Raw genomic sequence first — 14,366 nt, 5'->3', positions numbered from 1 at the left:
TTTAAAACTAATTTGAGATATTTTTACCAGCCAGAGCAGCCTTGTACTCATTTAAAACTGCATTCCACACTAATTGTCTGTCATATTTTTCAATTATATTCTTTCTGCTATTGATGGCCATTTCAATTCTGGCTTCATTGTTTTTAAACAAATAAAGCATGTTTTCCATGAGTAATTCGGTGTCATATTTGGGTACAATTATTCCGTTATACCCGGTTTCTATTATTTCATTGTTCCCGCTAATATCTGTTACAATACTGGGTAAAGACATGGCTCCGGCTTCAAGAACTACGTTAGGGAAACCCTCTCTGTAACTCGGAAAAACAAGACAATCTGAAATGGCATAATAGGGTCTTACATCTGACTGGGCACCTGTAAATATAATCTGTTGATTATCTTCTATTTCCTTAACCGTTTCAGGCAATAAGGGGTCAAGATGCTGCTCATAATATCCTACCAGAACTAACTTTAACCTTTTTGATTCGTCTTTGTCAACCATCGGCAGCAGGCTATTAAATGCCACGACCAGTTCATTGATTCCTTTGTCTCTTACAAGCCGGCCAACAAAAACAAATACAAAGTCGTTCTGATTTATGTTTAATGATTGTCTTAGTTCCTGTTTTTGAAGGTCTGAATAAGCCGCGGGGTCGTAATAATTAAAATCTATTCCATTAATATTACCATTTGCTAAAACTTTTAATGGTTTTGTGGTGATTCCGAAATTGATTAAGTCTTTTTTTACTCCTTCACCTTCTGGAAATACGTCGGTAGCTGCCCAACACAAAAGCTGATCCATTTTTATAAGCAGCTTTTGCAAGCTCCCTTTTTTAGACGGGAAGATGAGACCCGTAAAAGTGTGCATCCTGATTGGCACACCAGCCAATTTGGCAGCAAGCATAGATAACAAACCGGCTTTAGGTGTAATAGAATGAACAATGTGTGGTTTTTCTCTTTTAAATAGCAGGTAGAGCTTTAATAAAGAAATAAAATCATTTACCGGGGATATCTGCCTCTGCATCTCTAATGCAAAGGTACGCACACCTTCTGTTTCTTTTACATGCTCAAGCGATTTGCCGTTGCCTGACACCGCTATCACATCAAAATACTGGTTCAAAAAAGCCAATTGTCCTTTTAATAATGCACGAAGCGAACCTGGCACTGTACTGGTTCTAATTACTTTTCTTTTTGATATTTCCATAAATCAAATCAATATTGGCCTCTGGTTCCTTCTTCCAAAATTCTATGTTATGGTTCGATGAAAAAGAAGTGCCATTGAATATACGTATTTTCCCGGCAGGTGTAAACTTATTATGAGCATTATTAATGTTTATGCCAACAAAACGTGTGGAATGCTCATCAACGAAGTTATTAAGTTCGATATCCACAGGGTGTGGGTATTGGTATGTGTCTGAGCTAAATGAACCCAGGTTTATATTAAAAGCCGCATTTTTATTGTTGTAAGAATACAGATTTCTGAACTTAACATTTTGGAGGTATTCTCCAGACAGGCTGGGTTCAACATCTACCCCGCACTCTGGCAGCGTGCCGTTTGTATTACATAATAACACATTATGAATGCTTGCATTAATTGCAGAAGTAACAGATATTGCATTTCTTCGGGCATTATCAATCCAGACGTTTCTGACCGTTACATTCTTTGAAACACCGTTGCTTTCAGAACCTATGAACAATCCGTCTCCCCATGTGTCATAAATATGGGCATTCTCAATGTAAATATTGGTTCCGTTAAGAATGGCTATCCCTGCACTCCACTCCCCTTTCTGCCCTTCCAGATTTTTACTTCCTTTAATTTTTGCATTATAAATTCTCACATTAGACACATCGTAAATCTTCAGAATATCGTCTAGTCTTGATGTTGCCTGGCTTACAAACTCAATTAGTGTATTTTTACTAAAATACAGGTTTCTTCCTGATGGAATCAACAGTCCCGGTTTTTCAATTCTTAAAACTGTATCAGGCAATAAAACAGAGTTGTGCTTATTGAGCATATCTTGTATATATGCCGTTACACTGGGCTGATTTCTAACCTCCTGATTGGTAATGCGAAACGTATTTGCAGGAAAATTGAATTTAGCATCAGGGTTAAAATATCTTCTGGAAAGATTCTCAGGCACAGCTTTTACCTGAAATATATCTATTGAAAAAACGAAACCACAAAACGCAATAAATAAGATGCTAAGCGTGTAAATAGTTTTCATAGTGTATCCTTTCTTCAAAGCTGACCTTGTTTCTTCTGGCTAAAAGCCATTGTTCTTTATTGAAAACATTAAATAACCAATACACCATTCCGACAAAAGCATTCTTGATAAAAAACTTTTGCCATGTAGAATTACCATTGTATTTTTCAAGTATTTTATAACTACTTCTTCCAATCAGCACATACTTCTTAAAATAGTTTTCGCCAACTTCTCTGTAAAAGAACAGAGGCTGGTTAATGACCATAAAATTAGATTTTCCGGCCGTTCTGAACCAAAGTTCCACATCCTCAAGCCTTATGGCATCCGGGTCATAAGGATTAGCCCTGAACCATTCAGATTTACCCATGATTGTCGGGTGAATAAATGACCTAACTTTTCTGATATAATTAATCCCATCGTATTCATTACGCATACCCGACACTAAATTAGAGGCATCAATGGTATAGGCATTTGTACCCAATACATCAATTTCAGGATGGGTTTCAAGAACATTTACTTGCTTTTGAAGTTTTTCAGGATGCATGATATCATCTGAGTCCATCCTGCAGTAATACCTTGTATTGCACAAATTTGACAGCTGATTCAAACGTGCTACTAATCCTTCATTTTCACCGGCTATGTAAGTTATCCGTTTATCAAACAGAAAACCCTTTATTATCTCTTCAGTGCTATCAACTGAGCCATCATTAATGATAATCAGGCGCCATTGGGTAAAAGTCTGATTTACTACTGACTGAATAGCGAACTTCAAATATTTAGAATCGTTATATACCGGTAACCCTACAGTAACTAAAGCTTCAGCTTGCCCGGTAAAATTATCCTCCATTTCAAATTGTCCTTTTTAATTTCCACTTACTAAATAAAACTGAAAAAAAACATAAATGACAAATAATGTAGCTACTCCAGCTGTTGCAAATCTGAATGCGTTCTTTTCTGAAAACAGAGGCGCCATTAAAAATGGAATACAAACCCAGGATATTACACCCCATCTGTCTGAATACGGAATTTGAAACGTAAAAAAGAAAAAGACACTGGTAAGTATAAAATAAATAAAAATAAGCTTATATGGCTCAGACTTCTCTTCGAGTCTTCTGTATATATACGCAAAAATTACAAGAAAAAAAGTATTAAATAAAACAAAAGTAGGCCTGAACCCTACTGTATAAACCACGCTTTCATTGGTAAGATATGAAGAACGCCTGTCGTCAACAAGTAGCAAACCAATAATGGGTTCCAGCTGCATTATTCCTATATTAAGCGCGGCCGCAACAATAACCAATAAATAAGTCAGGTAAAAATATATGAGCTTTATTCTTCGTAATAATATACTCAGCAAAAAGATAAAAACTGCCACAATTAGGGTTGAGTGTATGCCCAGCGAACAAATCACAAACAAGAATGCCAGTTTTTTATTGCCAGGATTTAAAGCGTAGTTAACAATTGCAAGCATTAAAAATCCTAAAGCGGTGCCTTGTCTTATTATGTTCGTTCCTAAACTATAAAAGAAATAAAAGCTGAATAAAGAGAAACATACCAAAAACCAGTTGGCCTGGTAATAGTTAGATAAACTCCTTAATGCAAGAGAAAACGTAACCATAAAGGTAAATGCCATAAACAAAAAGAAAACCGTTGAATTACTACTTATCAGATGCAGGCTCTTGTTAATATATGGCATCAGGAAATCGAAGCCATATATAACTTTTTCAGGATTTGAATACTGCCAGTGATATAACCATGTATCGGTTCCTATCTCCACATCTCTGAATCCAAATATCAGAATAAAGAAAAGCAGAATAAAGATGTTAAAAATGTATAATTCACCTTTTATTCTTTTTCTCAGAAAGTCGAGACACAACGCATTCACGAGCGCCAGAATGCTCATAAATAAGTAAACGCCCGAAATCCATAATTGATAATTCTCCATCACAATATCAATAAACGCAGATTCTAAATTTTAGAATAGGCAAACAATATTTAAATCATTGTATTCAGCGCTTCTGTCTGAGCTTTAGAATAATTAGGTTGAAACCATAATTGATTTCTGCCTTTCTAAAACCTAGTAATACGGTTGTAAATAAACATATTGCAAAATTCAATATTAAGCGGAAAAAAGACTCAGCATCTAAAACCGCATTATTAAACCAGTATAGCAAAGTTACGGAACATATTACAACAGTTGCAATGCGTAAGATAACTTTGAGTAAAAAATGACGAATCTGAAACTGATAATATACCACCTTTTTCAGATATAAGACATAAAAAACAAAGAAAACAGCCTCAATGATTATCTTAATTATAAACGGAGTTGTTTCCGGATATCCGGCTTTCAAAAGATAGTATCCTGCAATCAGGCCAATTATATTTAAAGTACCACAGGTAAAACTCATCCATTTCATTTTTTCAGAGGCCTCAATAGTCATCAAAACAGGATATGTAATTACACTGATAAGAACTGCGCAAATGCCAAGTTTAAAAAATTCCACAGCAAAACCAGGAACGTTACCAAGCCACAACGAAAAAACGAATTCTGCATTAAAAATAACCGGTACACAAACTACGTACAGCAAGAAAAAACCTATTCGGGTACCCTGATCAATGATTGCATTTAGCTTTTTGAATTCTTTCGTAACAAAACTTTGTGTTGTCTGTGGTCTGATAGCCGAAGTAAAATTATTTACAAATGCGGCTATTCCACCCTGCGCCTGATTGGCAATTGCAACAGACGAGTTAATTATTACACCATAAAACAAATTAAGATTGACCTTAACACCTTGAACCAGCAGAATTTCACTGAATTTCTTGTAGAGGTCCCATCCAAAGAAGGTCCTCATTTTTTTTACTATATCTTTATTGCCAACAGCTGTTGTTCTTGTTTCCTGAAATTCATTACGACAGTAATTCCTGTAAATCAATCTGATTATAACGCCAACCGAGAAAACCAGACCACCGTAAATAGCAACCTTATATTGAATATTGCCCACCCATATAAGTGCAACTGGTACCAATAGCTTTAGCAGGGCTTCTAGAACCGAAATGTAAGCAAAGGCTAACATTTTTTCTCTGGCCAGAATGATTGATTGATACGGAATCTGGGTTACCAGAAACATAAGACTTAACGTTGAAAACTGAAAGAGGATGTTTGCCTCAAGCAATTTGGTATCAGATATATTAAGTCGGTAGTTCAAGAACCAAATACCCAGGGTTTCGGATGCTAAAAAAAGAAGCAAAGCAAACTGCCGGTGCAGGTACAATGCACTACCGAAAACATCTTTCAGATGTGAATTATTATTTTCAGAAAGAGCCAGATTAAAAAAACGCGTAGAGGTAACCATCAAAGAACTTTGCAAAAAGCTAAAAACCATAACCACACCAGTTACCAAATCATACAAACCGTAGTCTTCAAAACCTAAAACGTTGAGTGAGATTCTGGATGAGTACAAGCCCACACCCAAAGTAAAACACATACGGATATACAGAAAGAAGGTATTCTTTGCGATTTTTGCTGAGTTCGTCAAGCTAAAAATGAAAATTTAATGTATAAAAGTATTTCACAGCGCCTGGCTACAGAATAGACAGGGAAAATTCAAAACTGACTAATGCGTCAGGTTTGTGAGGGTACAATATTACAACATTTACCCGAATTGAGTGCAATATCAATGCTAATTTAGCTATCACATTTATACAAAGCGGATCCGGATTGGTCTAAATGCGGCTGATAATTGCCTTTGAATAAGTCCGATAAATTTGTATTAGAAAAAAATAAAGAGGGCATTCAATTATTGTGTGCCCCTAACGATAGCCTATGCTGAACATTTATGAATCATGGCGGCAAAAAAACAATGTTCTGAAACTGGATTTATGTAGATTTGCAGCAATTTGTAACAAGAGAAATTGGCACCAGTCTTTTGATTACTCATAAGGTTTTATAATATTTTTAAAGTACGTTTATAATTCAACTCCACAACCAAATGTTTAAGAAAGTTCTTCTGTTTTTCATCATAGTTTTACCTTTTACCTCAGTTTATGCCCAAACCACCCAGACCATTCGTGGAAGAATAATTGACACCAATACTGAACAACCTTTGGCTGCAGCCAGTGTAACTTTAAAAAACACAAAACAGGGAACCAAAACAGACGAAAACGGATACTTCAGACTTGAGAAAGTGCAGGTCGGGCGCTATCAGATAGAAATCAGCTCAGTTGGTTACCAAATGCAAACCATCTCTGAAATACTGGTTGAATCCGGTAAAGAAATTGTGCTTGAAATACACTTGCAAGAGGCCACCAAACTACTGGGTGAAGCACAGATAAAGGCGCCATCAAATAACCTATCAGGCTCGCTTACCAGCATACACACAATTACAACAGAGCAGATTTTCCGCTATCCGGGTACATACCTGGACCCTGCACGGCTGGCATCTGCCTATGCGGGTGTGGCCAATTCAAATGATCAGGCCAACGGAATGGTAATTCGTGGTAACTCTCCGAATGGTATGCAATGGCGCCTGGAGGGCGTTGAAATAGTAAACCCTAACCACCTGAGTAATGCTGGTACTTTCAGCGACCGTGTTACGCAAAACTCAGGCGGAGTAAATATTCTTTCAGCACAATTACTGGGCAATATGAACTTCCTTACCGGGGCTTTTCCTGCCGAGTATGGCAATGCACTGTCTGGGGTGATGGATATGCGCCTTAGAAAAGGAAACAACCAGAAACATGAATTTACAGCTCAGGCCGGACTAATAGGCCTTGATGTAGCTGCCGAAGGCCCATTCAGCCAAACTAAAAAAAATGGCAGTTATCTGGTTAATTACCGTTATTCATTTACAGGTCTTTTAGGATTAATGGGGGTAACATTTGGTGGTGAAGACATCACTTTTCAGGATTTATCATTCAATATTTCATCACCTACCACCAAAGCTGGTTCGTTTACAATTTTTGGTATGGGCGGTCTTAGCAGCAATTATTTTAAAGGTAACCGTGATGTCTCTTTATGGGAAGTTCAGAAAGATGGCTACGATATTAATTACACCAACAAAATGGGTGCTTTGGGTGCCACGCATAGTAAAAACATTAGTAACAAACTTTTGTGGAGAACCGTATTGGTGGGTTCCGGATTAGAAAGTGTGCGCAAAGGATATTTGCTCGACAAAACAACTCTTCAAAGACAATTAACCCAGTCAGACAGTGTAACCAAAAGTAGAATCTCAGTTTCCAGTTCGTTGAGCTATAAAATAAATTCAAAAAACTTATTGAAAGTGGGTGCTTTTATTACACATCAGTCTGATGCCATCTATTCACAATCAGGCAATAAAGAAGCACTTGGCAAAGGCAACGGTTTTGTATTACAACCTTATGCAAACTGGCAGTTGACACCTGTCTATAAATTAACCGCAAACATCGGTTTACATTATCTGAATTATACTGTAAACAAAACCCAATCCCTTGAACCTCGGGTTTCAGTTGGTTATCAATTAACTACCAACCAATCTTTAAGTATAGCTTACGGCCTGCACAGCCAGTTACAATTACCGCAGGTATATTTTGGTATCGACCGCAGTTCTCAAATCAATAAAAACCTTGGCCTCAATTTCACCAAAGCACATCATTTTGTGCTAAGCCACCAGTATTATTTTAAAAGCGGTTCTTATTTTAAAACTGAATTGTTTTATCAGAAAATATTTAATGCGCCGGTTAAGGTTTCCGCGTTGTTGTCAACACAGGAAGTAGACGGTACGTTTTCTACCTTAAATCTGGTTGAGGATTTTTCTGGAGACCCTTTGCAAAATAAAGGAACCGGCCAAAACTATGGTATAGAACTTACTTATCAGCAATATCTTACTAATGGATTTTATACCCTCGTAAATGGAACACTTTACAATGCAACCTATGTAGGTGGAGACGGTATAAAAAGAAATAGCCGCTATAACGGTAAGCATATCTTTAACCTGACGGCAGGTAAAGAGTGGAACAGAAGTAAAAACCGTACCATTGGCGCAAGCATACGGGTAATCTGGTTAGGTGGATTTTATGAAACACCAATTAATGAGACACTTTCACAAAGGGATGGCCAGGCCGTTTACGAGACCAGCAAAACTTTCACCATTAAACAGTCTGATTACTTCAGACCTGATTTTCGGGTTTACCTGAAAAAATCTAAACAAAAATACTCTCGTACCCTTGCCTTAGATCTGCAAAATGTGGCAGGTCATCAGAACATAGCCTACAGCTATTATGATGTGTATCAGAAAAAAGTAGTGAAACAATATCAATTAGGCCTTATACCGATTCTAAGTTACCGTTGGGAATTCTGATTTACTAAAAACATGAGAAACAGTTTTTTGTTGCTGGCTATTTTACTTTTGCCGCTGTTTACATCTGCCCAAACTTTAATAGGTGGGCAAAGTTGTGCCATTACCAAGCAGGCAGTATTTAAAAAAAATGCTCGTATCGCTGCAACCGCTTACACTGGCGACGAAACCATTGATATCGGCTATTACAAGCTCAATCTGGATATCTCTTACGCACAAAAATACCTGAAAGGTGAGGCAACCATCAGCTTTAAAACCGTAAAAACCATTACTGATTGTTTTCTTGACCTGAGTAATCAAATGAATGTTGATTCCATTAAACTCGGCAACAAAAAACTGACTTTCAATCAGACAGATTCCCGCCTCTATATTTATTTTGATTACCCTTACGCTAAAAATGAAAATGTTACAATAATTGTTTTCTACAGAGGTTACCCGGCTAATACGGGTTTTGGTAGTTTTAGTTTTGGCACACATGGCACAATAAACCCCGCCCCTATTGTTTCTACGCTCAGCGAACCTTATGGTGCGCCCGGCTGGTTTCCCTGTAAGGACACCCCGGCTGACAAAGCCGACTCTTCTGATGTGTGGGTAACTATGCCCAAAGAATTTGTATCTGTTTCAAATGGGGTTCTTGGGCAGGTAAGTGATAATCCAGACGGAACGCGTACCTACCAATGGAAGAACAGATACGCCATTGCCCACTATCTCATTTCTATTGCCTGTACCAACTATACAGAATACAAAAATTATTTCAGATACACGCCTGACGACTCAATGGCTGTTACGCATTATGTCTATCCGGAGTATTTGTCGCCTTCCGTAAAAGAACAACTCGACAAAACACCTGCCATGCTGAAGATTTTCACCGAAAAATACGGACAGTATCCCTTTATAAAAGAAAAATATGGTCATGCCCAATGCAAAATAAATGGTGGAATGGAACACCAGACCTGCAGCTCAATGGGAAACTTTGAAAGCAGCCTTGTGGCGCATGAGCTGGCGCATCAATGGTTTGGTAATAAAATTACCTGCAAAAGCTGGGAACACATCTGGCTAAACGAAGGATTTGCCAATTTCAGTGAGTCAATTTATGCAGAGGCAACCGGCGGCAAAGCAGGTTATCAGGCAGACATCAGCTCAAATATGATTTATGCAAAAAAAGCAATTGGAAGCATCTATGTGCAGAACACCAAAGACGAAAACCAGATTTTTAACTATAACAGAACCTACGCCAAAGGTTCGGTGGTACTGCACATGCTAAGAGGAATAGTGGGCGATGATAAATTCTTTAAAATATTGCAGAATTACCTTAACTCGCCGTTTGCTTATCAGTCAGCCACCACTGAAGATTTTCAGAAGATTGCCGAAAGCACCACTGGCTTAACTCTGGATTACTTTTTTAAGCAATGGATATACGGAGAAAATTTCCCGGTTTATACCTATGCCTGGGATGTCAGGCCGACTTCTGACGGAACAACCACCTTAACTCTAAAAATAACCCAGGAAAAAAACACAACACCAGCCTATTTTACTATGCCGGTAGATATTAAAATTGTTACTGCTTCAACAGAATTTACTACTACTGTTTTTGTAGATAAAGAAACCTTTCAAATTGAAGTACCGAATCTGAAAGACGAGGTTCTTGAAGTTATTTTTGACCCTGAAAACAAGATTCTGAAAAATGTAAAAGAAGAAAGGCCCGCGCTTACAGGAGTAGAACCAAAGGCCGACTTAGTTAACTGGAAAATATTGCCTAACCCGGCTGCAGACGAAGTATCGGTAGATTTCTCAATCATACAAAATACCATTTTATCTATTTCAGTTTTTGATTCATCAGGCAAAAAAATAAAGGTCTTGCCTGATGAAAAACTAAGCCCAGGTAAGTATTCAAGAAAAATTCAGCTGCAAAACCTGCCTGTTGGTAATTATATTATCAGACTTTCCGGTGGCGGGTACTCGCAGGCAAAAGTTCTGGCCGTCAGATAAACAACCATTCAAATGCGGGGTTGATAAAATTACTAACCAGCGAGTTGTCTCAGCAGGCACCCATCGGTAAAAACTTTTGTCATCCGAAAAGCTCAGAAAAAACCTCCTCCAGTTTACTGGCAGCAAAAATTTCTATCTTATAGTTTTTCGGATTCAAGCCCTTCATATTAAACTTTGAAATAAAAATCCTGGTAAAACCCAGTTTTTCAGCTTCAGTAATGCGGTTTTCTATTCTGTTTACTGCCCGAACCTCTCCGCCAAGACCCACCTCTGCGGCAAAACAAAACAAATGAGGCACGCTTAGGTCTTCAAATGACGACACCAGCGATGTGCAAATGGCCAGATCAATGGCCGGGTCTTCCACCTTCAGCCCACCTGCAATATTCAGAAACACATCCTGAGTACCCAACCTGAATCCCCCTCTTTTTTCAAGAACGGCCAATAGCATCTGTAAACGCCGGTTATCAAACCCATTGCTGGTTCTTTGAGGTGTCCCATAAGTAGCCGCACTAACTAAAGACTGTATCTCAATCAGTAAGGGGCGGTTACCTTCAAGCATGGCAGCAATGGTAATGCCACTCAGGTCTTCTTCACGCTGCGAAATCAATATTTCTGATGGATTACTCACCTGCCTGAGCCCTTCGCTCTGCATTTCATAAATGCCCAGTTCTGAGGTACTGCCAAATCGGTTTTTGGTGGTACGCAGTATCCGGTAAGTCATGTGCCTGTCGCCTTCAAATTGCAGAACGGTATCTACCATGTGCTCAAGTACTTTAGGCCCGGCTAAAGAGCCGTCTTTGGTTATATGCCCTATCATTATAACCGGCGTATCAGATTCTTTCGAGAACTTCATTAGCTCTGCAGTGCATTCCTTCACCTGCGATACACTCCCGGCACCTGATTCGATTAATGGAGAAGTAAGTGTCTGAATAGAATCTACCACTACAATATCTGGTTCTGTCAACTCTATTTGTCTGAAAATATTGTCTGTAGAAGTTTCATTCAGAATGTAACAGCGCTCGTTCATGATACCCATTCGTTCGGCACGCATTTTTATCTGCTGCTCGCTTTCTTCGCCTGATACATACAATACCGTATAGTCTTGCAAACCTAGTGCTATCTGAAGCATTAAGGTAGACTTACCAATGCCCGGTTCTCCGCCAATTAAAACCAACGAGCCCGGTACCAGCCCACCGCCCAGCACACGATTTAACTCATTATCTTCAGTTATGATTCTATATCTTTCATGTTTTGAAATCTCAGCCAGGGTTTTAGGCTTACTGGCCGTTTTGGGTGAGCCAGATGTTGAGAACTTCCAGTTACCTTTCTCGGGTTCTTCTTTTGTGAGCACCTCCTCAACCAGGGTATTCCACTCGCCGCACGATGGGCAACGACCTAACCATTTTGGTGAGTTATAGCCACAATTCTGACAGAAATATGCGGTTCTGATTTTTGCCATTTAGATTTCTTTTAAATTTTAAAGTCTATGCCGATACACAATTGTTATATAAAATAAATACGTTTAAGCTGTTAAATAAAAAACTGGTAACATTCAGTTTGGAAAATGAGTTTAATAATACAATTTTGAAATTGATTATCGTTAATCATTACAGAAATATTGATGATTCAACTTTACAGTCAGAAACAAAATCATTGTTCATTACCAACATTTTAACAAAAAACTTTATGAAAAAAATCAAATTGCTTGGCCTTTTTACTCTTATTACCTGTTATACCTCTGCCGTGGCTCAGTCTGGCATCGGAATTAAAGGCGGTGTAAACTTCAATAAGGTTTACACAGATGCCGGAAACATGGAAACCAATATAAAAGAAAGCCTTGATACCCAGACAGGCTATGTTTTTGGTGCCTTTGGCCGTGTTGGTAATAAGTTATTTCTACAGCCTGAAGTATTATTTGCCCAACGCGGCGGCACCATTGAAGTGCAAAACATAGGCAAAGTAAAGTATAAATACAGTAACATTGATGTACCGGTTCTACTAGGTGTAAAAGTATTAAAGTTTATACGCATTATGGGTGGCCCGGTAGCTACTTTTAAAGTTAGCGAAGACCAAAGCCTGAAAGACGCCATTAAGGGCTATTCATCAGGCAGTTTTGATGACGCCATGAAAAAAGCCACCTTTGGGTATCAGGTAGGTGTAGGTATAAAATTTTTAAGATTTGATATTGATTTAAGGAAAGAAGGAAGTCTATCAGAAATTTCAGCTCTGAATCTGCAAAACAACGCTCAGTTCAGCCAGAAAGCAAGTGGCTGGCAATTAACACTTGCTCTGAAGATTATTTAAGCATTTACAGAAATGTAACTGTTGGTTAAATGCAAGAAAGTCTCTCTGTTTTAGTGAGACTTTTCTTTTATCTGGCTGCCAGCATTTTTATGTCGCTTACTTCCAGAATCTGCTTTTCATAACCTTTTGTTACTGTGTTAATCATAGCCAAACCTACTTCACTGAGTTTCACAACCGCATTTGGGGCAAATAACTTAACAACCGGAAAAAGCCAGCTAAAGTATTTATAATATGGCAGCACATTTTTAAGGCCTTTGGTGGCTTCAATAGCCGCAGGACGAAAGTTAAACACCTGCCTGAATGGCAATTTTGCCAAATCATTTTCTGTTTTTCCTTTTACTCTGGCCCACATTAAGCGGCCAGCTTCGGTGCTGTCAGTACCTGAACCTGAAACATAGCAGAATGTCATGTCCGGATTAAGTTTGGCTAATGTAGAGGCTACATGCATGGTTAACGAATAGGTAAGTTTGTAATACTGGTCTTCTTTCATGCCCACAGACGAAACCCCCAGGCAAAAAAAGCAGGCGTTGTATCCAGTCAGCTGAGATTCAATTGCAGAAAAATCATGAAAATCATTATGAATAATTTCTTTTAACTTAGGGTGCAGCACCCCACAAGGCTTTCTGTTAATAACCAATACCTTAGCCACTTCGTTGTGTAAAAGGCATTCATGCAGAACCCCCTCGCCTACCATGCCTGTGGCGCCTGTTACAATTACGTTTATCTGAGATGCCATTTCTAATCCTATTTTATCTGAATCAATTCTGTTGTATTACTCAAATAACATTATTTGAAGAAATTACATTCCATAATTACTTTCATTTAAGGCAGGCAGGCCATTTTTTGATTTTCCTTGATTTACAAAAAATAATTTCCCATTTTGGCAACTATTCCGTATTATATTAGGCATTTAAAGAAAAAACCGATAACTTTGAGCCAAATAAAATTTTGCACTTCAAAATACCTATAAGCAATGAGTATTAATAAACTCGACCCAATCGACCATAAACTTCTGGAGATTCTCCAAAGCAATGGCAAGATTACCAACGCACAGCTTTCAAAAGAAATTGGATTATCACCTGCACCTACACTAGAACGTGTAAAAAAACTTGAATCATCAGGAATTATTAAAAGTTACCATGCCCAGATTGACAGAGAAAAAGTTGGCCTTGGTGTTATGACTTTCGTTCAGGTTTCTCTTTCAGGCCATAGAAAATCTATCACTGATGCTTTTGTAGAGAAAATATTGAGGGTTCCGGAAATTATTGAATGCCACCATGTGACAGGTTCTTGCGATTTCTTATTGAAAGTAATTGCCAAAGATATTAATTCATATCAAAAACTGATAATGGAAACTATTAATGAAATAGAAGAAGTAGCCAATACACAAACAATGGTTATTCTTTCCAGTTTCAAAGACAGTCAGGTATTACCTGTGCCATGAAAATAGGGAAACCTTATGAGAGATAAGTAATTAAATATCAGCGTATTACATAAAAAAACAACCCCGAAAACTGCCAATTTCTTGGAATTTCGGGGTTTT

Annotated in this window: 11 protein-coding genes; 4 read left to right on the top strand and 7 right to left on the bottom strand. The window is 38.1% G+C overall.

The window, feature by feature from the left end:
• Positions 1-7: 7 nt before the first annotated feature.
• From C0V77_RS21765 to C0V77_RS21745, 5 genes are all read right to left on the bottom strand, one after another.
• Entirely contained in the window at positions 8-1,198 is a 1,191-nt protein-coding gene (locus tag C0V77_RS21765; RefSeq protein ID WP_101728508.1) for a glycosyltransferase family 4 protein, read from the bottom strand.
• Complete coding sequence (locus C0V77_RS21760; protein WP_101728507.1) at positions 1,170-2,219, bottom strand: right-handed parallel beta-helix repeat-containing protein; 1,050 nt, start codon at positions 2,217-2,219, stop codon at positions 1,170-1,172. Before C0V77_RS21760 ends, C0V77_RS21765 begins: the two co-directional genes overlap by 29 nt.
• Entirely contained in the window at positions 2,197-3,045 is an 849-nt protein-coding gene (locus tag C0V77_RS21755) for a glycosyltransferase (RefSeq protein ID WP_101728506.1), read from the bottom strand. The genes C0V77_RS21760 and C0V77_RS21755 overlap by 23 nt, the downstream gene beginning before the upstream one ends.
• A gap of 15 nt (positions 3,046-3,060) precedes the next feature.
• Positions 3,061-4,143, bottom strand: coding sequence for an EpsG family protein (locus C0V77_RS21750; protein ID WP_101728505.1), 1,083 nt, complete (start codon positions 4,141-4,143; stop codon positions 3,061-3,063).
• 64 nt (positions 4,144-4,207) lie between these two features.
• Positions 4,208-5,734 carry a lipopolysaccharide biosynthesis protein gene (locus C0V77_RS21745; RefSeq protein ID WP_143706158.1) on the bottom strand — a complete coding sequence of 509 codons (1,527 nt, stop codon included), beginning with the start codon at positions 5,732-5,734 and terminating at the stop codon, positions 4,208-4,210.
• 453 nt (positions 5,735-6,187) lie between these two features.
• On the opposite strand from C0V77_RS21745, the gene C0V77_RS21740 reads away from it, so the two are divergent.
• The gene (locus tag C0V77_RS21740) at positions 6,188-8,533 is read left to right on the top strand and encodes a TonB-dependent receptor (RefSeq protein WP_101728503.1); all 2,346 of its coding nucleotides are present in this window, start codon (positions 6,188-6,190) and stop codon (positions 8,531-8,533) included.
• 12 nt (positions 8,534-8,545) lie between these two features.
• A complete protein-coding gene (locus C0V77_RS21735; RefSeq protein ID WP_101728502.1) occupies positions 8,546-10,519 on the top strand; it encodes a M1 family aminopeptidase in 1,974 nt (657 codons plus the stop codon).
• 79 nt (positions 10,520-10,598) lie between these two features.
• On the opposite strand, the gene radA is transcribed toward C0V77_RS21735, so the two are convergent.
• Positions 10,599-11,978: a DNA repair protein RadA gene (gene radA, locus C0V77_RS21730; RefSeq protein ID WP_101728501.1), complete on the bottom strand. Its 1,380-nt coding sequence runs from the start codon at positions 11,976-11,978 to the stop codon at positions 10,599-10,601.
• A gap of 227 nt (positions 11,979-12,205) precedes the next feature.
• Between radA and C0V77_RS21725 the strand changes: the two genes are divergently transcribed.
• Entirely contained in the window at positions 12,206-12,823 is a 618-nt protein-coding gene (locus C0V77_RS21725) for a porin family protein (protein ID WP_143706157.1), read from the top strand.
• A gap of 67 nt (positions 12,824-12,890) precedes the next feature.
• Here C0V77_RS21725 and C0V77_RS21720 read toward each other — a convergent pair whose 3' ends face one another.
• Positions 12,891-13,559, bottom strand: coding sequence for an NAD-dependent epimerase/dehydratase family protein (locus C0V77_RS21720; protein ID WP_101728499.1), 669 nt, complete (start codon positions 13,557-13,559; stop codon positions 12,891-12,893).
• A 237-nt stretch (positions 13,560-13,796) separates the two neighbouring features.
• On the opposite strand from C0V77_RS21720, the gene C0V77_RS21715 reads away from it, so the two are divergent.
• Positions 13,797-14,267 carry an Lrp/AsnC family transcriptional regulator gene (locus C0V77_RS21715; protein WP_101728498.1) on the top strand — a complete coding sequence of 157 codons (471 nt, stop codon included), beginning with the start codon at positions 13,797-13,799 and terminating at the stop codon, positions 14,265-14,267.
• The last annotated feature ends 99 nt before the right edge of the window (positions 14,268-14,366 follow it).

The organism is Emticicia sp. TH156, assembly GCF_002855535.1.
GTDB classification, from domain to species: Bacteria; Bacteroidota; Bacteroidia; order Cytophagales; family Spirosomataceae; genus Emticicia; species Emticicia fluvialis.
The sequence above is the reverse complement of the archived record's forward strand: the minus strand, read 5'-3'. Positions and strand labels throughout refer to the sequence as shown.

Excerpts from the sequence above, each read along its gene's own strand:
- C0V77_RS21765 (WP_101728508.1), bottom strand. The coding sequence starts at position 1,198 with ATGGAAATATCAAAAAGAAAAGTAATTAGAACCAGTACAGTGCCAGGT.
- C0V77_RS21760 (WP_101728507.1), bottom strand. The coding sequence starts at position 2,219 with ATGAAAACTATTTACACGCTTAGCATCTTATTTATTGCGTTTTGTGGT.
- C0V77_RS21755 (WP_101728506.1), bottom strand. The coding sequence starts at position 3,045 with ATGGAGGATAATTTTACCGGGCAAGCTGAAGCTTTAGTTACTGTAGGG.
- C0V77_RS21750 (WP_101728505.1), bottom strand. The coding sequence starts at position 4,143 with ATGGAGAATTATCAATTATGGATTTCGGGCGTTTACTTATTTATGAGC.
- C0V77_RS21740 (WP_101728503.1), top strand. The coding sequence starts at position 6,188 with ATGTTTAAGAAAGTTCTTCTGTTTTTCATCATAGTTTTACCTTTTACC.
- C0V77_RS21735 (WP_101728502.1), top strand. The coding sequence starts at position 8,546 with ATGAGAAACAGTTTTTTGTTGCTGGCTATTTTACTTTTGCCGCTGTTT.
- radA (WP_101728501.1), bottom strand. The coding sequence starts at position 11,978 with ATGGCAAAAATCAGAACCGCATATTTCTGTCAGAATTGTGGCTATAAC.
- C0V77_RS21725 (WP_143706157.1), top strand. The coding sequence starts at position 12,206 with ATGAAAAAAATCAAATTGCTTGGCCTTTTTACTCTTATTACCTGTTAT.
- C0V77_RS21720 (WP_101728499.1), bottom strand. The coding sequence starts at position 13,559 with ATGGCATCTCAGATAAACGTAATTGTAACAGGCGCCACAGGCATGGTA.
- C0V77_RS21715 (WP_101728498.1), top strand. The coding sequence starts at position 13,797 with ATGAGTATTAATAAACTCGACCCAATCGACCATAAACTTCTGGAGATT.